Origin of the sequence: Bartonella sp. AA23NXGY (genome assembly GCF_042197165.1) — a bacterium.
Classification (GTDB): Bacteria; Pseudomonadota; Alphaproteobacteria; order Rhizobiales; family Rhizobiaceae; genus Bartonella.
In genome coordinates this window covers 165,071-190,340 of record NZ_JBHIRO010000002.1, presented here as the reverse complement: position 1 = coordinate 190,340, position 25,270 = coordinate 165,071, and the positions used below count along the sequence as shown (strand labels likewise).

At 38.0% G+C, this 25,270-nt stretch carries 21 protein-coding genes; 13 read left to right on the top strand and 8 right to left on the bottom strand.

Annotated elements, in window-relative coordinates; all coding sequences use genetic code 11:
• Nucleotides 1–81: 81 nt before the first annotated feature.
• Complete coding sequence (locus tag ACFINY_RS01875) at nucleotides 82–672, bottom strand: Smr/MutS family protein (RefSeq protein WP_375611420.1); 591 nt, start codon at nucleotides 670–672, stop codon at nucleotides 82–84.
• 52 nt (nucleotides 673–724) lie between these two features.
• The gene (locus ACFINY_RS01870; protein ID WP_375700782.1) at nucleotides 725–1,417 is read right to left on the bottom strand and encodes a Tim44/TimA family putative adaptor protein; all 693 of its coding nucleotides are present in this window, start codon (nucleotides 1,415–1,417) and stop codon (nucleotides 725–727) included.
• Nucleotides 1,418–1,591: 174 nt separating this feature from the next.
• Here ACFINY_RS01870 and ACFINY_RS01865 point away from each other — a divergent pair, with 174 nt between their 5' ends.
• Nucleotides 1,592–2,086 (top strand): FxsA family protein, encoded by a 495-nt coding sequence (locus ACFINY_RS01865; protein ID WP_375612822.1) that lies wholly within the window; start codon nucleotides 1,592–1,594, stop codon nucleotides 2,084–2,086.
• A gap of 142 nt (nucleotides 2,087–2,228) precedes the next feature.
• Nucleotides 2,229–2,705: a protein-export chaperone SecB gene (gene secB, locus ACFINY_RS01860; protein ID WP_375611417.1), complete on the top strand. Its 477-nt coding sequence runs from the start codon at nucleotides 2,229–2,231 to the stop codon at nucleotides 2,703–2,705.
• A gap of 67 nt (nucleotides 2,706–2,772) precedes the next feature.
• Here secB and ACFINY_RS01855 read toward each other — a convergent pair whose 3' ends face one another.
• Nucleotides 2,773–5,073: an NADP-dependent malic enzyme gene (locus tag ACFINY_RS01855; RefSeq protein WP_375611416.1), complete on the bottom strand. Its 2,301-nt coding sequence runs from the start codon at nucleotides 5,071–5,073 to the stop codon at nucleotides 2,773–2,775.
• Nucleotides 5,074–5,268: 195 nt separating this feature from the next.
• On the opposite strand from ACFINY_RS01855, the gene mutS reads away from it, so the two are divergent.
• The gene (mutS, locus tag ACFINY_RS01850; RefSeq protein ID WP_375700781.1) at nucleotides 5,269–8,013 is read left to right on the top strand and encodes a DNA mismatch repair protein MutS; all 2,745 of its coding nucleotides are present in this window, start codon (nucleotides 5,269–5,271) and stop codon (nucleotides 8,011–8,013) included.
• Between the two features lie 1,029 nt (nucleotides 8,014–9,042).
• Here mutS and ilvD read toward each other — a convergent pair.
• The 4 genes from ilvD to ACFINY_RS01830 all read right to left on the bottom strand — a co-directional run bounded on the left by ilvD (nucleotide 9,043) and on the right by ACFINY_RS01830 (nucleotide 12,542).
• Nucleotides 9,043–10,881: a dihydroxy-acid dehydratase gene (gene ilvD, locus ACFINY_RS01845; RefSeq protein ID WP_375700780.1), complete on the bottom strand. Its 1,839-nt coding sequence runs from the start codon at nucleotides 10,879–10,881 to the stop codon at nucleotides 9,043–9,045.
• A 171-nt stretch (nucleotides 10,882–11,052) separates the two neighbouring features.
• Nucleotides 11,053–11,232 carry a hypothetical protein gene (locus ACFINY_RS01840; RefSeq protein WP_375611413.1) on the bottom strand — a complete coding sequence of 60 codons (180 nt, stop codon included), beginning with the start codon at nucleotides 11,230–11,232 and terminating at the stop codon, nucleotides 11,053–11,055.
• 600 nt (nucleotides 11,233–11,832) lie between these two features.
• Entirely contained in the window at nucleotides 11,833–12,084 is a 252-nt protein-coding gene (locus ACFINY_RS01835; protein WP_012754519.1) for a DUF1150 domain-containing protein, read from the bottom strand.
• A 26-nt stretch (nucleotides 12,085–12,110) separates the two neighbouring features.
• Nucleotides 12,111–12,542: an Hsp20 family protein gene (locus ACFINY_RS01830; RefSeq protein WP_375611412.1), complete on the bottom strand. Its 432-nt coding sequence runs from the start codon at nucleotides 12,540–12,542 to the stop codon at nucleotides 12,111–12,113.
• A 120-nt stretch (nucleotides 12,543–12,662) separates the two neighbouring features.
• Between ACFINY_RS01830 and nth the strand changes: the two genes are divergently transcribed.
• The 10 genes from nth to ACFINY_RS01780 all read left to right on the top strand — a co-directional run bounded on the left by nth (nucleotide 12,663) and on the right by ACFINY_RS01780 (nucleotide 22,401).
• Nucleotides 12,663–13,403 (top strand): endonuclease III, encoded by a 741-nt coding sequence (gene nth, locus ACFINY_RS01825; protein ID WP_375611411.1) that lies wholly within the window; start codon nucleotides 12,663–12,665, stop codon nucleotides 13,401–13,403.
• Between the two features lie 155 nt (nucleotides 13,404–13,558).
• Nucleotides 13,559–13,762 (top strand): 50S ribosomal protein L35, encoded by a 204-nt coding sequence (gene rpmI / locus ACFINY_RS01820; protein ID WP_183193590.1) that lies wholly within the window; start codon nucleotides 13,559–13,561, stop codon nucleotides 13,760–13,762.
• A gap of 33 nt (nucleotides 13,763–13,795) precedes the next feature.
• On the top strand, nucleotides 13,796–14,197 hold the full coding sequence (gene rplT, locus ACFINY_RS01815; RefSeq protein WP_012754515.1) for a 50S ribosomal protein L20: 402 nt from the start codon (nucleotides 13,796–13,798) through the stop codon (nucleotides 14,195–14,197).
• 94 nt (nucleotides 14,198–14,291) lie between these two features.
• Complete coding sequence (gene pheS / locus ACFINY_RS01810; RefSeq protein ID WP_375611410.1) at nucleotides 14,292–15,374, top strand: phenylalanine--tRNA ligase subunit alpha; 1,083 nt, start codon at nucleotides 14,292–14,294, stop codon at nucleotides 15,372–15,374.
• A gap of 32 nt (nucleotides 15,375–15,406) precedes the next feature.
• The gene (pheT, locus tag ACFINY_RS01805) at nucleotides 15,407–17,821 is read left to right on the top strand and encodes a phenylalanine--tRNA ligase subunit beta (RefSeq protein WP_375611409.1); all 2,415 of its coding nucleotides are present in this window, start codon (nucleotides 15,407–15,409) and stop codon (nucleotides 17,819–17,821) included.
• A gap of 290 nt (nucleotides 17,822–18,111) precedes the next feature.
• On the top strand, nucleotides 18,112–19,020 hold the full coding sequence (locus ACFINY_RS01800; RefSeq protein ID WP_375611408.1) for a metal ABC transporter substrate-binding protein: 909 nt from the start codon (nucleotides 18,112–18,114) through the stop codon (nucleotides 19,018–19,020).
• Nucleotides 19,017–19,847 carry a manganese/iron ABC transporter ATP-binding protein gene (locus ACFINY_RS01795; RefSeq protein WP_375611407.1) on the top strand — a complete coding sequence of 277 codons (831 nt, stop codon included), beginning with the start codon at nucleotides 19,017–19,019 and terminating at the stop codon, nucleotides 19,845–19,847. Before ACFINY_RS01800 ends, ACFINY_RS01795 begins: the two co-directional genes overlap by 4 nt.
• Nucleotides 19,844–20,710 carry a metal ABC transporter permease gene (locus ACFINY_RS01790; protein ID WP_375611406.1) on the top strand — a complete coding sequence of 289 codons (867 nt, stop codon included), beginning with the start codon at nucleotides 19,844–19,846 and terminating at the stop codon, nucleotides 20,708–20,710. Before ACFINY_RS01795 ends, ACFINY_RS01790 begins: the two co-directional genes overlap by 4 nt.
• The gene (locus ACFINY_RS01785) at nucleotides 20,707–21,612 is read left to right on the top strand and encodes a metal ABC transporter permease (RefSeq protein WP_273790250.1); all 906 of its coding nucleotides are present in this window, start codon (nucleotides 20,707–20,709) and stop codon (nucleotides 21,610–21,612) included. Before ACFINY_RS01790 ends, ACFINY_RS01785 begins: the two co-directional genes overlap by 4 nt.
• 402 nt (nucleotides 21,613–22,014) lie before the next feature.
• Nucleotides 22,015–22,401, top strand: coding sequence for a YbaN family protein (locus ACFINY_RS01780; RefSeq protein WP_375611405.1), 387 nt, complete (start codon nucleotides 22,015–22,017; stop codon nucleotides 22,399–22,401).
• Between the two features lie 1,465 nt (nucleotides 22,402–23,866).
• Here ACFINY_RS01780 and pncB read toward each other — a convergent pair.
• Complete coding sequence (gene pncB / locus ACFINY_RS01775; RefSeq protein WP_375611404.1) at nucleotides 23,867–25,171, bottom strand: nicotinate phosphoribosyltransferase; 1,305 nt, start codon at nucleotides 25,169–25,171, stop codon at nucleotides 23,867–23,869.
• Nucleotides 25,172–25,270 lie beyond the last annotated feature (99 nt).

Below are 25,270 nucleotides of genomic sequence, written 5' to 3'. Positions count from 1 at the left end.
ATTCAAGGCTCTTACGAAATATACAAAAACAATAAATTATAAGTATAAATAAATATAAAATCTAGAGCGACCACAATAACATCACTTTCCTTCTCCCGACACAAAACGGCGCAACCAAACATAAAGCGCACCTTCTCCGCCATGCTGACGCGCTGCTTGCTCAAACGCGTGGACATAATATCGAAAAGCTGGTGTTGATAACCAATACGGAACAAATCTATACAAAGCTCCATCGCTCCCAACGGATCGTCCTTTTCCTGTAATCACAAGGACATAACGCAATCCTCTCTGCTGAGAGGACTGTAGAAATTTTTTTAAGAAAAAATAAGCTTCTTCCTGCATATAACCATGGAGATCAAGACGCGCCTCAAGAGGACAACGACCTTGGGAAATTTTACGATATGCAACATGATCAAAAAAATGAATCTTTTGTGCTTGTGTAACTGACCTCTTTTCTCTTTTAATAATTGTCGAGGGTTGTTGATTTTCCTGAGACAATGAGGAGATTTGAGTTACAGGCTGTTTTTTATCATTAATATTTGCAATAGTTTCTGAAGCAGAAGAGAGCATCTTACCGTGAAGCGGTGTTATCGTACGACAAACCATCTCCCATAAAAGACGATCTTGTGAAGCCAATAAATCTCTTTTTTGTCTCCATTTACTTGAGGACATTTTAATTTCTCATAAATCATTGAATGCTTATGGAAGAAAAACAAAAAGTATTTTAATTTTCATTTTCTGTAGCAAAAAGCTTCCAGTTGGGATCTGACGATAAACTATTGCGAACAAAAGTCCAAATATCCCTGATTTCTACAATAGCATCAGGATCACCGTCTATACGCTCGCCCTGTTCATTATAAGTAACAGAAATCATCTCACTGACAATACGTATCGTTAAAAGTTCATCTTTTTCTTGTATTGCCGCCGCAACAAATTCGGCCTTATTAATTCCAACAAAAGTGAATTCTATTCTTTCTTTATTTTTTTCTCGTTGCTCAATAGCTATACAAAAGCTCTCAAAAACATCCTGACAAAGCAAGCTTTTAAGTTGATTGCGATCACCTTTGGCAAAAGCTGTTACAATCATTTCATACGCAATTTGTGCACCTTTTATAAAAAGTTGAGGAGAAAAATGAGGATCAATTCTATGAAATTCCCGCAAATTTTTATTCAAAACACTCCCCTCCGGTGAAATTTTATCAATTTCACTAAAGTCGTCTTTTTGTGAATTTTTCTGATGAGGGAACGAAACAATATTATCAGCCGTTTCTGCTTCAACTTGTTTTTTAGAACGTCGTGAATAAGGATCAAAGGGTGGCTTTTCAAACCCAATTCGTTTCCCTAATATATTACGGAGTTGCACAAAAATAACAACCATAACAACAAGAGCTATGACAAGTATAACGTCAAATTCCATAGGCGCTGTCAATCTCCAAAGCTTAAGTCTCTAATAAACATTGCAGTCAATACCATTTATCAATAAATATGTAAAATAAGGAATCTTATCATTCAAATATTTTTATAGATTTTGTATTTAAACGGAGTTCTCTTAAGAATTTCTCCCCCTACTCATCTAGAAGGAAACTTTCATGTGATAAAACTTTATTCTATAAATCCTCGTTTTTTTGTTGTTATCTTTCTTTGCATTCTTTTAATCGAGATTGCTGGTTTTATCTTTGTTGGTCAAGAAATTGGTATTTTGGCAACCTTGAGCTTGGTTATTCTCACAACCATAGTTGGGGTTGTTTTATTGCGAATTCAAGGGATTAGCCTCTTAAAAAATATACAAAATGAACTTATCCAAGGACGCACATTAGAGAATAATATTATTAATGATGCTTTCATCATGTTTAGTGCAATTTTACTTATTCTTCCCGGCTTTGTAACTGACCTCTTGGGAATATTACTTCTTATTAAACCAATTCGCTCTGTTGCTTGGCATTTCTTTGCATCATTAAAAAACAAAATGAATCCCAATACTAAAAGAAAAAATGACTCTGAAAAAATAATTGATCTAAAAGCAGAAGATTACACAATTCATGATACGACAGAATCTCCATGGCGCAAAAATGATGATAACCATTGAAATACCTAAAAAATCTGTAACAAACTAAAAAAATATTCAAGATAAAGAGCGCATTTCTTGCAACCTTTTGCAAGGCGTGATAACCAATCTGGTCTTTAGATCTAAAATAAATATACATATTATAATGGAAGAGGTTTGTCGTATGGCCGAAGATGAAATGAATAACAGTGGTGGAGAGCCGGTTTTTGCTGTATTAACTCAATATTTAAAAGATTTATCATTCGAAAACCCTGGTGCTCCTCGTTCATTACGTGCACGTGAAAAATCACCACAAATTGATATCAATATTAACGTCAATGCTAACCCAATTGGTGATGACAATTATGATGTCGTTTTGTCTCTCTCCGTCAAAGCCAATGATGAAACTGAAACCTTATTTCATGTAGAACTTATTTACGGTGGTGTTTTCCACCTTAAAAACATTCCACAAGAACATGTTATGCCACTGGTCTTTATTGAATGTCCCCGTCTTTTATTTCCATTTGCTCGCCAAATTATATCTGATGCTACTCAAAGTGGTGGTTTTCCACCTTTGTGGATTGATCCTATTGATTTTGCAGCACTCTTCCAAAAGCGTCTTTCTGAAGAGCAAAAAGACAATCAAATACAGCCCTCTTAAAAAATTTATTTTTTTGCTATCAAAAAGCCCCTTGATATATTATTGGTATATTAGGGGCTTTTTTCCTTTAGACGACTTTTGCGGCATGATAAGCCGCAAGCATTGCAATATTGACAACATCTGTATCGCTCCCACTAAACGGTACAATTTGGACAGATTTTTCCAATCCAATTAAAATAGGACCAATGATAGTTGCTTCACCGAGTTCTTGTAACATTTTGCTTGCAATGGAAGATGCGTGATATCCAGGCATAACCAAAATGTTAGCAGGCTCCGTTAATCCCATAAATGGATATTGCTGCATCAATTTGGAATTGAGCGCCACATCAGCGCTTATTTCTCCATCAAACTCAAAATCAACCTTGCGTTCGTGCAAAATATTAATTGCATCCTGAATTTGCTGCGTCGTCTGCCCTTTCATGTAGCCAAACGTAGAAAATGCTAAAAATGCTACCCGTGGTTGATACCCAAATCCACGTACAAACGAAGCTGTTTGTTCCGCTATATCAGCAAATTCTTCAGCATTAGGATTTTCATAAACAGCTGTATCGGCAATAAACACAGTTCGGCCACGGCAAATGGCCATTGAAATACCAATCAATCGTTCTTTTGGTTTTTCATCAATTGCCCGACGTATATCGATCAACGCTGTTTCATAATTGCGTGTCACCCCTGTAACCATTGCATCAGCATCTCCTAGTGCCACCATACACGCAGCAAAATAATTGCGATCATTATTGATACGACGATGACAGTCACGCAACAGCCAGCCTTGACGCTGCATCTTTTTATAAAGATAATTCGCATAAGCATCTGTACGGCAAGAAAGCTTGGCATTTATAATAGAAATACCTTCACGCTCCAAATCAATTCCAGCGATAACAGCTGCTTCTCTTATTTGCTCTTCCCGACCAACCAAAATCGCTTGTCCTAATTTTTGATGAACATAAGAAACGGCTGCCCGCATAACTTGTTCTTCTTCACCTTCTGCAAAAACAATTTGTTTTGGCGCTTGACGAACGTGGTTATAAACCCCACGCATTATCGAAGAAGTAGGATCACGCCTCGCATTTAAATCACGCTCATAGGCCTCTAAATCATCTATGTTCTTTTGTGCAACACCGCTTTCCATTGCTGCTTTTGCTACCGCTATTGAAACAACTGTGAACAAACGCGGATCAAAAGGAACGGGAATGATATAATTAGGACCAAATTTTAATCGCTTTCCACGATAAGCTTCTGCAACGCTGTCAGGTACTTCCTCATGCGCTAAATCGGCAAGAGCCCTTGCCGCAGCAATCTTCATGTCTTCATTAATAACTGTTGCACGCACATCAAGCGCACCACGAAATATATAAGGAAAACAGAGAACATTATTAATCTGATTTGGATAATCGGAACGCCCTGTTGCAACAATAGCATCATGACGCACTTGCATAACCTCTTCCGGTGTAATTTCTGGATCGGGATTGGCCATAGCAAAAATGATCGGCTGCGGCGCCATGGATTTTACCATTTCAGGGGTAAGAGCACCTTTAGCAGAAACCCCGAAAAATATATCTGCTCCTTCCATTGCTTCCATAAGCGTACGTTTATCCGTTTGAATAGCATGCGCAGATTTCCACTGATTCATTCCCTCTTTACGACCTTCATAGACCACACCCTTTGTATCACATAATATGATATTTTCAGAACGAAAGCCCATTGCTTTAATCAGTTCAATACAAGCAATCCCAGCAGAACCAGCACCATTACAGACTAACCGCGTATTTTGCATATCGCGCCCTGTTAAAGTCAAAGCATTGAGAACACCCGCAGCAACAATAATCGCTGTACCATGTTGATCATCGTGAAAAACAGGAATATTCATCACCTCGCGTAGGCGGCTTTCAATCATAAAGCACTCAGGTGCCTTAATGTCTTCAAGATTGATTCCACCAAAAGAAGGTTCTAAATGACGCACCAAATTGATAAAACTTTCCGTATCATTTATATCAATTTCTAAATCAATGGAATCAATATCCGCAAAACGCTTAAACAGCACTGCTTTGCCTTCCATGACCGGCTTAGAGGCAAGTGCACCTAAATTGCCTAACCCTAAAATAGCGGTTCCATTTGAAATAACAGCAACAAGATTACCTTTTGCTGTATAATCATAAGCTAGCGCTGGATTTTGAGCAATTGCCTTAACTGGAACGGCAACACCTGGTGAATAAGCAAGTGCTAAATCATGCTGTGTTGCCATAGACTTTGTTGCAATAATCTCAAGCTTTCCTGGTCGACCACGACTATGAAAATCTAGAGCTTCTCTTTCGCTCGCACTGTAAACAGTTTGAGACATTTTCTGATCCTGCTCGCTCTTTTTCATCTCACTTTATTTTCTCCAAAAACAGTGTAAATTTTGCTTGATAATGCGTATAGTCATTAAATTTGATTCATATATTAGAAATCGCTATTCTTGCCTTAGCAAATCTGATGATGCGTTGCAATTTAGAGATAAATAGATATTGAAGTAAACAAAAAAGAGTAAAAACTTCACTTAAAGGAAACAGGCCTCGTACAAATGGATAAAAAAAACAATCATAAAAATAATTTAATTCCACAGCCTGCCTCCCCATCTGCTTCCTCTCAAGAACGTCTTACACCTATGATGGAGCAGTACATAGAAATCAAAGCCGTCCATCATGATTCCCTTCTCTTTTACCGAATGGGGGATTTTTATGAATTATTTTTTAATGATGCGATTGAAGCTGCTCAGGCTTTAGGAATCACACTCACAGCACGCGGAAAACATTTAGGACAAGATATTCCTATGTGTGGTGTTCCCGTTCATGCTGCAGATGATTATTTACAAAAACTGATTGCTTGTGGTTACCGAGTTGCTGTTTGTGAACAAATAGAAGATCCTGCTGAAGCAAAAAAACGTGGCTCAAAATCTGTTGTTCGGCGTGATGTTGTTCGTCTTGTAACACCTGGAACAATAACAGAAGAAAAACTCCTTGATCCAACACGCGCAAATTATTTGATGACACTTTCCCGTATAAAAACTAGCGATGGAGAGGAATTTGCTCTTTCTTGGATTGATATCTCAACAGGCATATTTCGTGTAACAGAGAGCCGCCAAGAAAAACTTTTAGCAGATATTATGCGTGTGGATCCACAAGAAATCATTGTTTCTGATTCATTTTTTCATGATAAATCTCACAAGTCACTTTTTAGTGTTCTTGATCGTATCGTTTCACCTCAACCTGCTTGTCTCTTTGATGCACTCACCGCTGAACGCGATATTTGCAATTATTTTAAACTCTCAACTCTTGAAGGCGTTGCCGATTATTCACGCTGTGAACTCTCTGCAATTGTAGCTGCTATTCGTTATATCGAAAAAACACAAATCACGCATCGCCCTCCCCTCATGCAGCCTGAGCGCCAAAATGAAAGTGCGACTCTTTTTATTGATGCCGCAACCAGACTAAGCCTTGAACTTATTCGTACGACATCAGGTCAACGGGATGGAAGTTTATTAAAAGCTATTGATCGCACTGTAACAGGAGGAGGATCACGCCTTCTTATTGACCGCCTTATTGCTCCCCTCACCACTCCTTCAGCTATTGATACGCGTTTGGATTCTATCGATTTTTTTCTACGTAATCCTTCTCTTGCAGAAGCGATAAAGCTTATTTTAAAGGGGGGACCAGATATGCCCCGCGCCGTTTCACGTTTGGCTCTTGGACGAGGAGGTCCCCGTGATATGGCGACAATCCAGCGTGGCTTTGAAATCATTCGTGAATTGCATCAACTTCTTGATAATGAGCTTCTGCCTCAAGAAATAAGTGATGTACAACAGGTGTTCTCAAACTTACCCACAGCGTTATACTTTCATTTAGAACAAGCATTAGCTGATGATCTCCCACTCCTTAAACGTGATGGTGGTTTTATTCGTTCCAATTATCATAAAGAGCTCGATGAAATGCGTGCTTTACGTGATGAATCTCGCCGTGTCATTGCTGAACTTCAAGCGCAATATGCCCAAAAAACAGATATTAAGACGCTTAAAATAAAGCATAATAATATTCTAGGTTATTTCATTGAAGTAACCAGTACACAAGCATCTGCTCTTACAAATAATCCAGAAGCTAAAGCAAGTTTTATTCATCGGCAAACAATGGCAAACGCTATGCGTTTTACGACAACAGAGCTTGCTGACCTTGAAAGCCGTATTGCCCATGCTGCCAATCACGCATTGACACTTGAACTAGAGATTTTTGATATTCTCGTTCATGAAATTACCGAACAAGTTGATTTTATTCGTAAAGCCTCTGAAGCACTTGCTATTTTAGATGTCTCTGTCGCTTTAGCATATCTTGCTGAAGAACAAGGATATTGCCGCCCTAAAATTGATCTTTCACTTACCTTTCGCATTACAGCAGGACGCCATCCTGTCGTCGAGCAAGCACTCCGCAAACAAGCAACAGAACCTTTTATTGCCAATAATTGTGATCTCTCTGTGCAAGAAAATCAGCAATATGCAGCAATCTGGCTGTTGACAGGGCCTAATATGGGAGGAAAATCAACTTTTTTGCGGCAAAATGCTCTTATTGCTATTATGGCGCAAATGGGGTCCTTCGTTCCAGCAACTTCAGCACATATTGGTGTCGTTGATCGCCTATTTAGTCGCGTTGGGGCTTCCGATGATCTTGCACGAGGGCGCTCAACCTTTATGATGGAAATGGTTGAAACAGCAACGATTCTCAATCATGCTAGCCACCATTCCCTTGTTATTCTTGATGAAATAGGACGTGGAACATCAACCTTTGATGGACTTTCTATTGCTTGGGCTGCTGTTGAATATCTCCATGAAGTTAACCATTGTCGTGCTATTCTTGCTACCCATTTTCATGAAATGACTGCACTTACCGAAAAACTTGACAGACTGCATAATGTAACCATGAAAGTCAAAAATTGGGATGGTGATGTAGTTTTTCTTCATGAGGTCACACCAGGAGCCGCTGACCGTTCCTATGGTGTACAAGTCGCAAAGCTTGCTGGACTTCCCCCAGCCGTTATTACACGAGCAACAGATGTACTCCATCAATTAGAACAAGGCGAAATGGCTGGAAAAGGACATAAACTCATTGATGATTTACCTCTCTTTTCTCTTAAAGCAACATCTCCCGTCAATGAAGCAAAAAACAAACATTGTATACTTCACGAAGCTTTAAAAAATATTCATCCCGATGAACTCTCTCCTAAACAAGCTTTAGAAGCAATTTACCACCTCAAACAGCTTGAAAAGAGTAACCCTTTATAGAAAACAGATGTTATTTTTTATTAAAAAACCTTCTTAATAGGAGATAACGTAACCATTTTTGATATACCACAGCATAAACAGTTATTTATCGTATTCCCATCGCTTTTCTACATAATATATTTTGATAAGTGTAATTGCCTATAGGCAAAACCCTATGCATTATATTTCATATTCCCTTAGATTAATATTGGCTCTTATACAAAAAATTGGTCAAGATCGACTATTTTTACAAGATAGTCGTTTTTTGTAAAGATTGTCATGAAATCTCCTCCACCTTGCAAATACGCCATATTTAATGAATTGTGCTTTTTCACGATCGATATTATTGTTATCATAGCAATATTTTTAGTTTAAAACTGTCAGTGTTGGAATACCATCCCATTTTGCATAATAAATTCATGGATAATGGGTCTCGTATTTTCTTCACATTTTAAGTTATAAAGAGCTCTTTTACTGTTTTCATATGAAACATATAATCAGATATATCACAGCTGTACTTTATTTTCATAAACATCCTTCAACTCCTTCCCACACCTTAATGGATAAGAATTTTCATTCGAATCAAGTCTGCAAATAGTCCAGCTTCTAACGGATTTTCCTTGACTTCCTAATCATGTGCTTCTCTTAAACTCAAAGCTTTACAAACAAGTCTAAGAATATTCACCACACACTAAAAACACACTTAATATTTAAGGAAGATGCCGTATATCACAGTCCTAAATGACAGTGTTTTACGGTACAACAAGATAATGCCACCAGTACAATAAATATCTTTCATAAATATGAGTAATAAGAAATCATAATCTCATATAAGATTGGAATATGATATGAAAAGTAATTATACTGTATCTGTTTTACATAGCTGCTAAAATAAGCAATCTACCGCAGTTTTTAGTTGTATTGATAGCTTTTTAATCATACTCATCATGACTCGAAATATTCTGATAAGTTCATAAACTCATAAAATAATTAGCTTAGAATATCGTGCAAAAGATGCAAAAAATCAGAGCACTATCTCTATTCAACTCATCAAATATTACGTACTGCACCCTTTGCAGCAGATGTGGTCATCGCTGCATAGGCTTTGAGAGCCTTTGAAACTTTACGCTGACGCTTCTCAATCGGTTGCCAAGCGCCTTTTCCTTTTGCTTCCATCTTAGAACGGCGCTGCTTCATCTCAACGTCATCCACCAACATATGAATTCTACGATTTGGAATATCAATTTCTATGATATCCCCCTCTTCCACCAACGCAATTTCTCCTCCTTCAGCAGCTTCTGGTGAAATATGTCCTATTGAGAGCCCTGAACTTCCACCTGAAAAACGTCCATCTGTAACAAGTGCACAAACCTTGCCTAATCCTTTAGATTTGAGATAACTCGTTGGATAAAGCATTTCTTGCATTCCAGGTCCACCACGTGGGCCTTCATAACGGATTAAAACAATTTCACCTGTTTTAATCTTATCAGTTAATATAGCTGAAACAGCTGAATCTTGGCTTTCAAAAATTCTTACCGGACCTTTAAAAGTTAAAATTGATTGATCAACGCCTGCTGTTTTTACAATGCAGCCATCTTTTGCAAGATTCCCATAAAGAACTGCCAATCCTCCATCTTGTGAATATGCGTGTTCCCTATCGCGAATCACACCTTTTTCACGATCAAGGTCAAGGGTCTCATAGCGACAAGATTGACTAAAAGCTGTCTGTGTTGGAATACCACCTGGAGCGGCACGATAAAATGCATGAACTGTTGGCTCATTAGTTTGCTTTACATCCCAGCGGTAAAGAGCTTCTTTCATTGTTTTTGCGTGAACCGTATAAGTTGATGTATCAATGAGTCCTGCCGCATCCAGTTCACCTAAAAGCCCCATAATACCACCAGCGCGATGAACATCTTCCATATGTACATTTGCAACAGCAGGAGCAACCTTACATAAAACAGGAACACAACGTGAAAGATGATCAATATCCGTCATGGTAAAATCCACCTCACCTTCTTGCGCTGCAGCTAAAAGATGCAGTACTGTATTGGTTGATCCCCCCATGGCAATATCAACGGTCATTGCATTTTCAAAAGCCTTGCGTGAAGCAATAGAGCGCGGCAAAACTGTTTCATCATCTTCTTCATAATAACGTTTAACCAATGCAACAATCTGTTTTCCAGCTTCTTCAAAAAGCATTCGTCGATCTGCATGTGTTGCTAACATTGATCCATTTCCGGGAAGAGAAAGCCCCAATGCTTCCGTTAAGCAATTCATAGAATTGGCCGTAAACATTCCTGAACAAGAACCACATGTAGGACAAGCAGCACGCTCCATTTCAGCAACTTCTTCTTCTGAATTTTGTTCTGAAGCTGCTGCAACCATGGCATCGACCAAATCAACCGTTAGATCTTGATCCTTCCATTTAATCTTACCTGCTTCCATAGGACCGCCTGAAACAAAGATTGTCGGAATATTCAACCGTAAAGCAGCCATTAACATACCAGGCGTAATTTTGTCACAATTAGAAATACAAACAAGTGCATCTGCACAGTGTGCATTAACCATATACTCTACAGAATCAGCAATGATTTCACGTGAGGGCAAAGAATAGAGCATTCCATCGTGCCCCATCGCAATTCCATCATCTACAGCAATGGTATTAAATTCTTTCGCAACACCACCGGCAACTGCTATCTGTTGTGCGACTAATTGCCCAAGATCTTTTAAATGGACATGCCCTGGTACAAATTGTGTAAAAGAATTCGCAATCGCAATAATGGGTTTACCAAAATCAGTATCTTTCATCCCTGTTGCACGCCAAAGTCCGCGGGCTCCTGCCATATTACGCCCGTGGGTTGATATTCTTGAACGGTAAGAAGGCATTATTTTTTTCCCCTCAAATAATTCCATTTTGCTTGTTGTGCTGTAACTTCATTATAAAAACAAGAGCTTTAATATTCAAAAGAGAAAAATACCTTGTACTGCGGCATTTGAAGCACAAAATTAAAAGCTCTGCATAAACTTTTTCATAAAGCCTTTGTTTTTTATTACCTGTTAATCAACATCTAATCCCTGTGCGAGTCCACGTTTGAGACAAATATCAAAACGCTTCAGTATGACACGAACTGTTCCAGATTTTTGTATGCCAGATTTGGTTAGTATATTGCATCTATCTGTTTGCGTAATTTCTGGAATTGGAAAGAATATAAAGAAATCGTGATAAAAATCTATCATCTCCTTATAATTCAGCTTTACACCTTTCAAACGCATTCATAAAAATATCTTTTAAATAATGATGACGCATTATCTCATGCTTTTGTTTTTACACTCTTCAATAGAGCTACTCCCCTCAGGAAGAACAAAACACACCAAACAAAATACACTTGTATAGCCTTTATACTCATTGCACTCGAGCCCATTTCACGATAGCGCCTATGAATGGTATAACAGCCCCCGTGAATAATATAAATCTATAAGGGACATCTTCACACTTATGAAGAAGAAAACTGACACCATCATACATTTTTTTATCCCCATATCGTGAACGTCCTTGGTAATTGAGACAATTAAAAAGAGATATTTTTATTCCTTTCTTCAAGTGTTTTTATCCACATGGCTCTCCCTGCTTATGACATCAAGCAAGTGACTTTAATTGTTTCAATATAAGAAGATCTCAAATGAGAGAACCTTATGATATTTGGGACTCTCATTCCAGTTGTAAAAAATTAATTATGAATATAAATCAATACTTAATCTCATTATAACTCACATTACACCCTTTACGAAAAAACAGATAGAATTTATAAAGAGTACAGCTTTTTCTCGTAAGGTAATCTAGTGCAGAGTTACAATTTGTAGTTCATGCTCATTGGCTCCAGCAAGGGCGATAGAACGCTCATCGGATAAAATGATAGGATAACCTGTTTCACCAAAGAGAGCCCATATGGTAATGCCTGGAGTCATAGGGGGAAGATCTGGAAAGTTTTTAGCCAGATCATCTGTACAAACCTTTTTTAAATAGGCAATCTGTCCCGCATCAGAGTAGGATGTGTTCTGAAACGACAAGTTTTGTTTGTGTTCTCCCATTTCACTGTTCCTTTACGCCTTAACTTTTATGACTCACTACTACTGACTTCAATTGGAATCTGTTTTATTTCTTTTTTTAATTTCGGTTGATGTAGATTAATCGATAAAAGACCATTTTTCAACTCTGCATTTGTAACATGCATCCCTTCCGCGAGAATAAAGGTTCGCTGGAATTGTCGCGCAGCTATACCGCGATATAAATATTGATGATTTTGGTTGTCTGTTTGTTTACCATGAATAACCAATTGATTATCATCGAGTAAAATATTAAGATGGTTAATCTTAAATCCAGCAACAGCCAAAGTTATCCGGATATGATTTGCATCATCACTTTTATGCAAACGTTCAATATTATAGGCTGGGTAAGCCTCATCAGCTTTACCGATACGTTGCAATATTTTTTCTACGGTTTCAAACCCTAAAAGAAAAGGATTGGAGAAAGGCGTCACATGTGTCATTCATGAGTATCCTCTTTAAAACGGCTTTACTGGACCAAACTCTATAAAAGTGTTCGCTGCACTCCTCTCATATGGCGAGCGTGAATGATAACTTCAAGAGAGAAGATTTAAGAGAGTTCAATGCCTCAAAGTAACATAAAATTATCAAAGGTGCGAAATTTATCTAGTATATTGTATAATAAAGATGAAATTGCGGAAATATTTCGCCGTTTTTCTGTGCAACGCCCAACACCTAAGAGTGATCTTAACTACATAAATACTTTTACACTTTTAGTTGCCGTTGTGCTTTCGGCTCAAGCGACAGATGTAAGCGTTAATAAAGCGACAAAAGAATTATTTTGCCTTGCTGATCAACCGGAAAAAATGGTTGCATTAGGGGAAGAAGAAATAGCAAATCATATCCGTTCAATTGGCCTTTGGCGTGCAAAAGCACGTAATGTTTATGCGCTTTGCAACTGTTTAATTGATTATTATGGCGGTCAAGTACCCGATACGCGTGAAGCACTCATGGCCCTTCCTGGAGTGGGGCGCAAAACGGCTAATGTGGTCTTGAATGTTGCTTTTGGTCAGCCTACATTGGCAGTAGATACACATATTTTTCGCTTAAGCAATCGTCTTGGTTTGGCGCCTGGAAAAACACCAGAAATTGTTGAGAAAAAATTATTAAAGATTATACCGGTTCATTATATTCGCCATGCGCATCATTGGCTGATTTTACATGGTCGCTATATTTGTCAAGCACGTAAACCACAATGTACGCAATGCATTATTGCCGATTTATGTAAAGCAGCCATCAAAACAAATGCAATTCCAGCACCTTTGGTTGAGCTTCACGGCAATGGAGCGCCGATTTTTTTGTAATACGGTCTTGCTATTTTGTGTATACTAGCTTATGAAAACGTCTTTAAGAGCCGCCCGGCAGGGCATGCCGTGGCTGTTTAAATGCTTGTTCAAGCGTTGGTCCGCTTGAGTGAATAAAATGTTTGATTGAATAAATTAATGTACGGAGTAGCAAAATGCCCAAGATGAAGACCAAATCATCCGCTAAAAAGCGGTTTAAAATCACTGCGTCAGGCAAAATTAAAGTAGCAGCTGCCGGTAAGCGCCACGGCATGATTAAGCGTTCGAATAAATTTATTCGCGATGCACGTGGAACAATGGTTTTGTGTGAACAAGATGCTAAAAAAGTCATTCAGCATTATTTGCCGAATGGTATTTAAACCTTACGCTTTTGATTTTGAGGAGATTATAATATGGCTCGTGTGAAAAGAGGTGTGACAGCACACGCTAAGCACAAAAAAGTTCTTAAACAGGCTGAAGGTTTTTACGGTCGTCGTAAAAATACCATTCGTGCAGCTAAAGCAGCGGTTGATCGTTCAAAGCAATACGCTTATCGTGACCGCAAAAATAGGAAACGTACTTTCCGTGCTTTGTGGATTCAGAGAATTAATGCGGCTGTTCGCGCAGAAGGTTTAACTTATGGACGTTTTATTGATGGCTTATCAAAAGCCGGTATTGAGGTTGATCGTAAGGTTCTTTCAGATATAGCAATCCATGAGGCAGAAGCATTTTCTGCTTTAGTTGCTTCGGCAAAAAAAGCTTTAGAATATTTAAAAGATACGACACCTAATGCTTTCGAAGGCGCTGTCAAATAAGCCAGTCGTGTTCTCTTAAAGCATTCATTTATTCGAGGTCCCGTGCTGGCTATTGCGAGTGCGGGTTTTTCTTTATTAAAAAATAGGCAAAAATATGAATGATATTGAGCGTCTGGAACAAGAAATTTGTTTAGCCTTAGAGGCAGCAGGTGATGAACAAGCACTTGAAGAAGTGCGTATTGCAGCATTGGGTAAAAAAGGTAGTATCTCTGAAAAATTAAAAGAATTAGGAAAAATGGATGCTGGCGAGCGCCATAAAGTTGGACCAGTTCTTAATGGATTAAAAAATCGCATTTTAGAATTATGGGCACAAAAGCGTGATCTTCTGAAAAGACAGGCAATGGATGTCCGTCTTTCTCGTGAAACAGTTGATGTTACCTTGCCTGTTCGCTCTTCACCTATAGAACGGGGACGCATTCATCCTATTTCACAAGTGATTGAGGAAATTATTGCCATTTATACAAAGTTGGGTTTTTCTCTTGCAGAGGGACCTGATATTGAAACAGATTATTATAATTTTACAGCATTGAATTTTCCTGAAGGGCATCCAGCGCGTGAAATGCATGATACCTTCTTTTTTGATGTTGATAAAATGGGAGAACGAAAATTATTGCGAACCCATACATCACCCGTACAAATTCGCACACTAGAAAAACAAAAAGCACCGATACGAATCATTATTCCTGGAAAAACTTACCGCATGGATTCGGATGCAACACATTCTCCCATGTTCCATCAGGTCGAGGGTCTTGTCATTGATAAAACCTCCACCATTGCACATATGATGTGGCTGCATGAAACTTTTTGTAAAGCATTTTTTGAAGTTCCCTCTGTAAAAATGCGTTTTCGTCCCTCTTTTTTCCCTTTTACCGAACCATCTATGGAGGTAGATATTCAATGTGATCGTTCTGGTTCAGAAGTAAAGTTCGGAGAAGGGCAGGATTGGTTGGAAATTTTAGGATGCGGAATGGTGCATCCCCAGGTGTTGAAAAATGTTGGTTTAGATCCAGATGAATATCAAGGTTTTGCATGGGGCATGGGCATTGATCGTATTGCCATGTTGAAATACGGTATGCCTGATTTGCGGGCTTTTTTTGATGCTGACCTGCGTTGGTTAGACCATTATGGCTTTCGTTGCTTTGATATGCCTGCTTTTTTTCCTAATAGAAATGTGTGATCTTAGTCATCGCTTTCATGTGAGGTTTTAAAATGAAGTTTACATTGTCCTGGTTAAAAGATCACTTAGAAACAAATGCATCTTTGAATGAAATTTGTGAAAAATTAACCGCTATAGGTCTTGAGGTTGATTACGTTGATGATCGGTCTTCTTTAAAAGGTTTTGTGATTGCAAAAGTTTTAACAGCAATAAAGCATCCTGATGCAGATAAACTTCAAATTTTATCAGTCGATACAGGGACTTCCACACCTGTTCAAGTTGTCTGTGGAGCACCAAATGCACGCGCAGGTCTTGTTGGTGTGCTGGCACTACCAGGCACTTATATTCTAGGACTTGATGTAACATTATCTGTAGGAAAAATCCGAGGTGTTGAAAGTTTTGGGATGATGTGTTCACAAGCGGAGCTTGAATTATCAAATGAGCATGATGGGATTATTGAACTTCCAGAAGATGCACCTATTGGAGGTTCATTTGCAGCTTATGCTGGTTTAGATGATCCGGTTATTGATATTGGTTTGACCCCTAATCGTTCCGATTGCACAGGTGTTCGTGGTATTGCACGTGATCTTGCTGCCGCTGGAATGGGAAAATTAAAAGAATTATCCTTGTCAAAATTTGATCCTTCCTTTGAAACACCTCTCGATGTTTCATTAGATTTTTCGCAAGATTCATCATTATGTTTAGGTTTTGCTTGGCGTGAAGTGCGCAATGTTCAAAATGGTGCATCACCACAGTGGATGCAACAGCGTTTGAATGCAATTGGTCTGAGACCGATTAATGCGCTTGTTGATATGACCAATTACATCAGTTTTGACCTTGGTCGTCCGCTCCATGTTTTTGATGCAGATAAAATTAAAGGTAATTTGTGTGTACGTTGCGCGCGTGAAGGAGAGCAGCTTCAAGCACTGAACGGAAAAATCTATCATCTGGGCCCTAAGAATTGTGTCATTGCAGATGACGAGGGGGTTGTTTCGATTGCCGGTATCATGGGCGGTGAAAGAACGAGTTGTGATGAAACAACACATCGCATTATTATTGAATCGGCGCTTTGGGATGCGCGAAGCATTGCACAAACAGGAAGAGCATTAGGTCTTATTAGTGATGCACGTTATCGATTTGAACGAGGTGTTGACCCGGCTTTTATAGAAACAGGACTTGAGATTGCAACAGAATTGGTCTTACGTCTTTGTGGTGGTGAAGTATCTAAAAAGAAGATCGTTGGCTATCAGCAACAAGAAATCAAACAGATCGCTTTTCCTTTTTCTGAAATTAAACGTTTAACAAATTTGGAAATAGAACCTGAAAAAGTCATCTCTATTTTAACAAAACTTGGATTTTTTGTTGAAGGAAAAGGAGAAGTCGTTACGGTAAAAGTACCATCATGGCGCCCTGATATTATGGGTAAAGCCGATTTGGTGGAAGAGGTTATGAGAATTTATGGGTTAGATAAAATTAAACCTATTCCTTTGGAAAACTTTGCAGAAGGAAAAGATCAAATTTTAACATGCGCACAAATTCGTTCACGTGCTACACGTTTGGCTCTAGTGCAACGTGGTATGAAAGAAGCGGTGACATGGTCTTTTATTTCTGAAAATCAAGCTCTTGCTTTTGGAGGAGGTCAAGAAGAGCTTAAATTAGTTAATCCTATTGCTGCTGATATGTCAATGATGCGTCCTTCCCTTTTACCTGGCTTGATTATGGCGGCACAAAGAAATGCTGATCGTGGTTTTTCCGATCTTGCTTTGTTTGAAGTTTCAAGTATTTATGAGGGCGACACCCCTGATAAACAACACCGTGTTGTTAGTGGAATTCGTCGCGGAACAGAGCAATTTAAAGGGGCTGGGCGTTTTTGGAATGGAAATGCAACCGTCGTTGATGTTTTTGATGCCAAAGCAGATGCTTTAGCTATTTTAGAAGCATGCGATATGGATGTTGGGAAAGTGCAGATTGAAGTTGGAGCACCGGATTGGTATCATCCTGGTCGTTCAGGTGTCATAAAACTTGGATCAAAGATTATTCTTGGTTTTTTTGGTGTTTTTCATCCTGCTACATTAGAAAAGTTAGATGTCAGTGGCCCTTTATGCGGCTTTGAAATTTTTCTAGATCGAATTCCAGAATCAAAGAAAAAAACGACCAAAAGCCGTCCTCCTTTGAAACTCTCACCTTTTCAAATGGTGCGGCGTGATTTTGCCTTTATAGCGGATAAAACTGTTGCCTCTTCTCTTATTATTCGTGCGGCAGGTGGAGCTGATAAAAAACTTATTCATTCAGTGCAGGTTTTTGATATTTTTGAAGATTTAAGCTTTGGTGAAGATAAAAAATCTGTCGCAATTGAAGTAACTATTCAGCCCATAGAACGGACTCTAACAGATGAAGATTTAGAAAAGCTTGCCTCAAAAATCGTGGATAATGTTACCAAAATGACAGGTGCATATTTGCGCTACTGAGTATTCTCATTTTTTATGAGATATTTTACATGAAGTGGGAGCTTGTTTGAGTACTCCCTTTTTGTTTAGCACTCAAGAGCTATAGAGCTTCTTGAAAGGGGATCTTATTACCAAAACAAGCTGCTTAAATCATCAGTTTTTTCGATATGAAAAAACTGTTTTTAAACATCTTGAAAAGTTATTTTTTCTCTTAATCCTTCATTGCAAATGTAAAAGATAACTGCTATTGCTAAATGATAATGCAAATTATTTGCAATAAAAAGAAGGCATATAAAGGAAAGAGAGAATCAATGAACGTAAGAACGTTTTTCACCATAGTTTTTGGAAGTGTTATTTTTTTTACACCCAATTTTGCTTTGTGTGCTGGTAAATTTAAAGCTGTTACGACATTCACTATCATTGCTGATATGGCACGCAATGTAGCAGGTGATGCCGCTGATGTTGAATCCATTACAAAACCAGGTGCGGAAATTCATGAATACCAACCCACCCCACGCGATCTTATGCGTGCTCAGGGAGCTAACCTTGTATTGTGGAATGGTTTAGAGTTAGAGCTTTGGTTTGAAAAGTTTTTTCAAAATATCAAGGATGTTCCAAGTGTTGTTGTTTCAAAAGGTATTGTACCCATTAAAATTGGTGAGGGCCCCTTTAGCGGTAAACCCAATCCTCATGCGTGGATGTCACCGACCTCTGCTTTGATTTACGTTGATAATATTCGCGATGCTTTTGTAAAATATGATCCTGAACATGCTGAAATTTATAAACAGAATGCTGAAATTTATAAACAGAAAATTCGTGCAACGATTGATCCAATTAGGGCTGAATTAGAAGCTGTACCGCAAGATAAACGTTGGCTTGTGACTAGTGAGGGGGCTTTTAGCTATTTGGCGCGTGATTTTGATCTAAAAGAACTTTATTTATGGCCCATCAATGCTGACCAACAAGGAACACCACAGCAGGTCAAGCATGTTATTGATATGGTTCGCAAATACAATATTCATGCAGTTTTTTCTGAAAGCACTATTTCCCCTGCGCCTGCTAAGCAGGTTGCCAGAGAAACAGGAGCTAAATACGGTGGTGTTCTTTATGTTGATTCTTTAAGTGAGAAAAATGGTGAGGTACCCACTTATATTGATTTATTACGTGTCACGAGTGGGCGTATTAGCAATGCTTTAGTAGAGGGAGTAAAAAACCAATGACGGAATGTGGAATTTTTGCCCAAGGAGTAACGGTAACATATCGTAATGGACATACAGCTTTACGCGAAGTGAATTTTGAAAGTCCAAAGGGTTCTATTACGGCATTGGTTGGTGTTAATGGATCCGGTAAGTCAACGTTATTTAAAGCGATTATGGGGTTTGTACGCCCCTCAAAGGGAAAAATTCGTATGTTTGATTTGCCCGTTGATGTAGCTTTGAAAAAAAATCTTATTGCTTATGTTCCTCAAAGTGAAGATGTTGATTGGAATTTTCCTGTCTTGGTTGAAGATGTTGTATTGATGGGGCGGTACGGTCATATGAATTTCTTTCGCTATGCCCGTACACAAGATTATGAGGCCGTTCGTATTGCCTTAGAACGCGTTGATATGTTGGCTTTTGCCAAGCGCCAAATTGGAGAACTTTCTGGTGGACAGAAAAAGCGTGTTTTCCTAGCGCGCGCGCTTGCACAGAAAGCAAAAGCTATTTTATTAGATGAGCCGTTTACAGGGGTTGACGTTACAACAGAAGATAAAATCATTGCTTTGTTACAAGATCTCCGTAAAGAAGGAGCAGTGATCTTGGTTTCAACTCACAATTTGGGTTCTGTTCGCGAATTTTGTGATCATACAGTTTTAATAAAAGGGACTGTTTTAGCTTCTGGGTTAACAGAAAAAATCTTTACAAAGGAAAATCTGGAGAAAACTTTTGGAGGGTCTTTGCATCACCATATTTTTGATCTTCAAACCACAAAAAAAAATGATGTTTTCATGGGAAGAAAGCAGTCTAGCGTTTGTGAAGATATTGAAAGAGTGGAGCACGTTGCATGATTTCTTGGTTGCTTGAGCCACTGAGCTATCAATATATGGTGAATGCAATGTGGGTTTCTGGGTTAGTTGGGTGTGTTTGTGCCTTTCTTTCAGCTTTTTTGATGTTAAAAGGTTGGTCATTGATTGGTGATGCACTTTCCCATTCGATTGTTCCTGGTGTAGCAGGAGCTTACCTTTTAGGGTTACCTTTTTCACTCGGCGCTTTTTTTTCTGGTGGTCTTGCAGCAGCAGCAATGCTCTTTTTTAACCACCGGACAAAGCTTAAAGAAGATACCATTATTGGGCTCATTTTTTCTTCCTTTTTTGCCTTTGGGTTGTTTCTCAAATCATTAAAACCAATGGCTGTTAATATTGATACGATTGTTTTGGGAAATATTTTAGCAGTGAGTTCAACAGATATTCTACAATTGGCTTTTATCGGCTTTGTTTCGTTGCTTATATTGCTTTTGAAATGGAAAGATCTTCTTGTGTCATTATTTGATGAAACGCATGCGCATGCCATTGGATTAAACGTAAAATTTTTAAAGATTCTCTTTTTCACATTGCTTGCCGCTTGTACTGTTGCTGCGATGCAAACCGTTGGAGCATTCTTAGTCATTTGTCTTGTTGTGACACCTGGGGCAACGGCCTATCTTTTAAGTGATCGTTTCGTGAACATCTTGGTTATTGCAGTTGTAATTGGAACCTTCACAAGTGTCTTGGGTGTTTATGTGAGTTATTTTTTGAATGCACAAACGGGGGGGGTTGTAGTGCTTTTTCAAGCATCTTTATTTGTTTTGGCTTTTATTTTTGCTCCTAAACATGGGTTTATTGCTGCGCGCTTACGCATAAATGCGGCAAAAAAGGGTGTAATATTATCATGATTGATCAATTACTGCTTCCATTTCAGTTTTCTTTTATGCTTAAGGGTATGCTTATTGTCATGATTCTTTCTATTCCCATGGCGATGCTTTCCTGTTTTCTTATTTTGAAAGGATGGGCGCTGTTAGGCGATGCCATTTCTCATGCAGTTTTTCCAGGTGTTGTTGTTGGTTATATGACAACACCATGGGTAATCGCATTTTTAACTTCTTTGCCATTTGCTTGGTTTCAGCATATGCGTCCAGAGAATATTACAATGACTTTGATTACTTGCGGTGCTTTTGTTGCAGGAATGGTGTGTGCACTATTAACGGGTTTTTTAGGGAGCAATAGCCGTATCAAACAGGACACGGTGATGGGTGTGGTCTTTTCTTCAATGTTTGGTTTGGGGCTTGTTTTAGCCACGTCTATTTATAGTAGCTTAGATTTGAATCATATTCTATTTGGTAATCTCTTGGGTGTTAACTGGCTTGATATAACGCAGACGGCAATCATTTCTGCTGTTGTCACTTTTATTTTAGCAGCAAAATGGCGCGACTTTATGCTGTATATTTTTGACACAGTTCAAGGACGTGCAATGGGGTTACCAATATCTCTACTCCACTATACCCTTCTAACGATGATTTCTCTTACAATTGTTGCAGCTTTGAAAGCTGTCGGCATCGTGCTCGTTATTTCTTTACTGATAGCACCAGGAGCAATTGCCTATCTTGTCACAAAGCGGTTTTCTTTTATGTTAATGATCGCGATACTTGTTGCAGCTTTTTCTGGTTTTTTAGGGATTTATCTCAGCTTATTTATCGGCTCTGATTCTGCTTCCACAATTGTGTTGATCTTGACGTTGATTTTTATGGCTATTTTCATGATGATTTTCTTTCGTCGAAACACAGTTCAAGAGACTTGAAAGTGTTAAAATTCATGCATATCAGCCATGCATTTTTATATATTGTTTCTCATTTTTATTTTAATTAGAGTCTGGGGTGCTAGATTATTTTTCCTCCTAATATCTAGCAGGTGAATGCAGTAGATTTTCTCCCCCCCAACACTGCATTTTAATTAAGAGGCTGCATTGATTTATTCTGCAGCCTTTTTATTTTTTTCTAAAACTTTTTCTCATTTCTTGAAATCATTTAAAATGATTATAATATTGTGTAAGCTATTCGGTATTTTCAAGGAACTTATAACAGCAAAGACACTTACGCATGAAGGGATAGAGCGTAATTGTACACTCAGACATGTAAACAGAAAAAAAACAGATACAATGTTTTTGTATAGGGTTTTGCGTAGAGGAAAATAGTACGAGAAAATGAAAAAAGATTTGAAGATATCGCACCCTTTACGTATCTGTTATTATATAGCAGGGTGGGCGATGGTTATATTAGGTATTATCGGTGTCGTATTACCTATTATGCCAACTGTGCCTTTTTTATTGGTTGCCTCATGGTGTTTTACGCGTTCTTCTCCACGTTTTCATCAATGGTTGAATAATCATCGTATTTTTGGTCCCCCTATTAAGCGATGGGAAGAAAAAAAAGCAATCTCTCCATTCGTTAAAGTTTTTGCAATGATGAGTATGACAGGAGGATTTTTATCCTTTTTTGTAATGCTACACCCTCCTTTGTGGATTTCTTTACTTGTTGCGGTTATATTATTGCTGATTGCCATTTATATTGTAACACGTCCATCTTCCTAATGATAAAAAAGGCTTTATGGGATACTCTTTTTAGCTTCAACTTATTTGTAAAAACTATGAGAACTTTTAAGTTTTGAATATAAGCTCTCCATTTCCAAAATGCATATGAAATAGCAAGCTTTTTGAACGCAATTAATTAATAATATGTTTGTGAAATAATTTTTATGAACACTCAAAATGTTCTCACTTGGTAAACAATGATAAATCACATTCATGGAAGAGAGTCATTATTTTTGTAAAGCATGTTTGTATGAATCTCTACATATACATCATTAAAAAGTCATTGATATGATAGTCATTTCTTTCTAAAAGACATTTCGTTTGTTTTCATATCTCTTAATGAGGATATAATACAAAGCTTACTAAACACCATCATTTTTATACTTATACAGTTAAGAAGCCGGTCTATTATATCAATCTTTAATGTTACATCTGTTATTAACTTAAGAATAATTCATAAGAAACAACAGAGTTTTTCAAATGGTTTTATATATACACGCATTCTTATTATAATATGCGAATAAATAATTTCTCTGTCTTTGTATAAAGCTTATTCGAAATAAAAATATTATTGCATTCTCTGTTTTTTAATGAAGTCATGCCCCTCACGTAAAACAAAAGGTCTCCCAAATCATGTTATTTACACATTTATTTTTAATGAAACATTTCTCAACGCTTTACTCATTTCATAATAGCAGACTATACATGGATAAAGTAAAATCTCCTGTAACATGTATAAAATCTATTTGAGCACCATCATCCTTGCCTTTCAAAATGCACACCAATAGTCACCATGCTATTTGTCATCCTCCAATTTTGCCTTAGTAATTCCTAATGCTACAATTATAGCTTGTCATCTGGTTTTGTATATTTTGACACTAGATTTTGTACCAATTTATTTTTTTCAAAGAGTTTAAAGATGTTCTCAAAGGGTTTTGAAAGCCTTTTCTCATTTTTACTTATGGAAACGCACTTTTTCCTGATTTTCGGTAATTTTTGCAATTTTAGGTGTCAAAATCTATTTTGATAAAACGCGCATTGAATGGTCAAAATTGTACATAAAAACAACAAATTACCACGTATTCCTACTTAATCCAACCTCTTCCCACTTAGTATAAAACCTACTGTCAAACTACAACAATAACCCTTAGAACTTGAAAACCTTCATACATGCAAGGAGATGAGTGTGCTTGATTTAACAGGGTTAAAATGAGAAAATCTCCTTGGCTAAACTTCCTTGGCACGTTAAGTATTTTTTTAATGCGTCGTAAATATTTTTAAGTCTTATCTATCGCGCCTTATGTAAGTGAAGCGTATGCGTGGTAGGCCAAGTAGAATCTGCTCAAAAACAGCCGAACTGTTTACAGACCAGCAAAGGTTAAGAATCCTCGTCCTTAGGGTAGGACAAAAATCAATCTTATAAACAATATGATGGATCAATATACTTGTTTTAAAGAACCGGAAACTATGTCTTTATAGGTCTAGCAATTCGCTTTTTATTACCAAAAAAATTGAGATAACGTTGTACTTCTTTTGAATCACCGATCGTTTTTTCAGGATTATCTGAAAGTTTTACGGCTGGTCGACCATTGGCATAGGTCACCTTACAAACAAGGGAAAGAGCATCAAGAGTTTCGATTTCCTGAGGTGCACAGCCTGTAAAATCATTGGTAAGATCCGTGCCCCATCCAAAACTCATGCGCACTTTACCATGGAAATGATGATAGGTTTTTTCAATTGTATTGACATCAAGAGCATCAGAAAAAATTAAAAGTTTTTTGCGTGGATCTTTTCCTTTTTCTTTCCACCATTGAATAATACGTTCACCACCTTCAATAGGAGGCGCACTATCGGGTCTGAAACCCGTCCAATCAGCGACCCAATCTGGTGCATTGCGTAAAAATTCTTCTGTACCAAAGGTATCAGGTAATACAATGAGAAGATTTCCACCATAATAACGATTCCAATCTTGCAAAACTTGATACGGAGCTCTGCGTAATTCATCATCGTTGTTGCTGAGAGCCGCAATAACCATAGGCAATTCGTGTGCATTGGTTCCAAGAGCTTCTAAATCCGTATCCATGGCAAGAAGAACATTAGAAGTTCCAGTAAAAGAATGACCAATGCCTTCTTTTAATGCTTCCACACACCAGCGCTGCCATAAAAAAGAATGGCGACGCCTTGTCCCAAAGTCAGATATTTTAATATCAGGCAATTTTTTGAGACGTTCAACTTTACTCCACATTTTTGCTTTAGCACGCGCATAAAGTACATCAAGAGCAAAACGATCTAGTTTTTTGAGAGCAGCACGTGAACGTAATTCACTAATAATAGCAAGGGCAGGAATTTCCCACATGGAACTATGGGCCCAGGGTCCATGAAAATGAAGGATATATTGGCCATCTTTGCGGGTGAGTTCATATTCTGGAAGTTGAAAATTCTCAAGCCACTGAAGAAAATCCGGTTCAAAAATTTGTTTGCGTCCATAAAATGTATTACCAGCAAGCCAAATCATTTCTTTTTTTGTAAAGCGCAAACTAAGAGCATGATCAAGTTGGGCACGCAATTCACTCTCATCAATATCGTCGGCAAGACGTATTGTTTTAGAGCGATTTATGAGGGAAAAAGTAACATTAACATTAGGATATAACCCCCAAATCATCTGCACCATTAGAAGCTTATAAAAATCCGTATCAAGAAGTGACCGAATAATGGGATCAAGTTTCCAAGTGTGATTGTAAACACGTCTAGCAATATCCGGATGATTCATAACCTTTTTCTTTCATTTTCATAAAATCTAAAATATTATGCACCAACACGGCTAATATAGGCGGTGCAATATAACAACTCTACAGTTTTGGACAAGAAT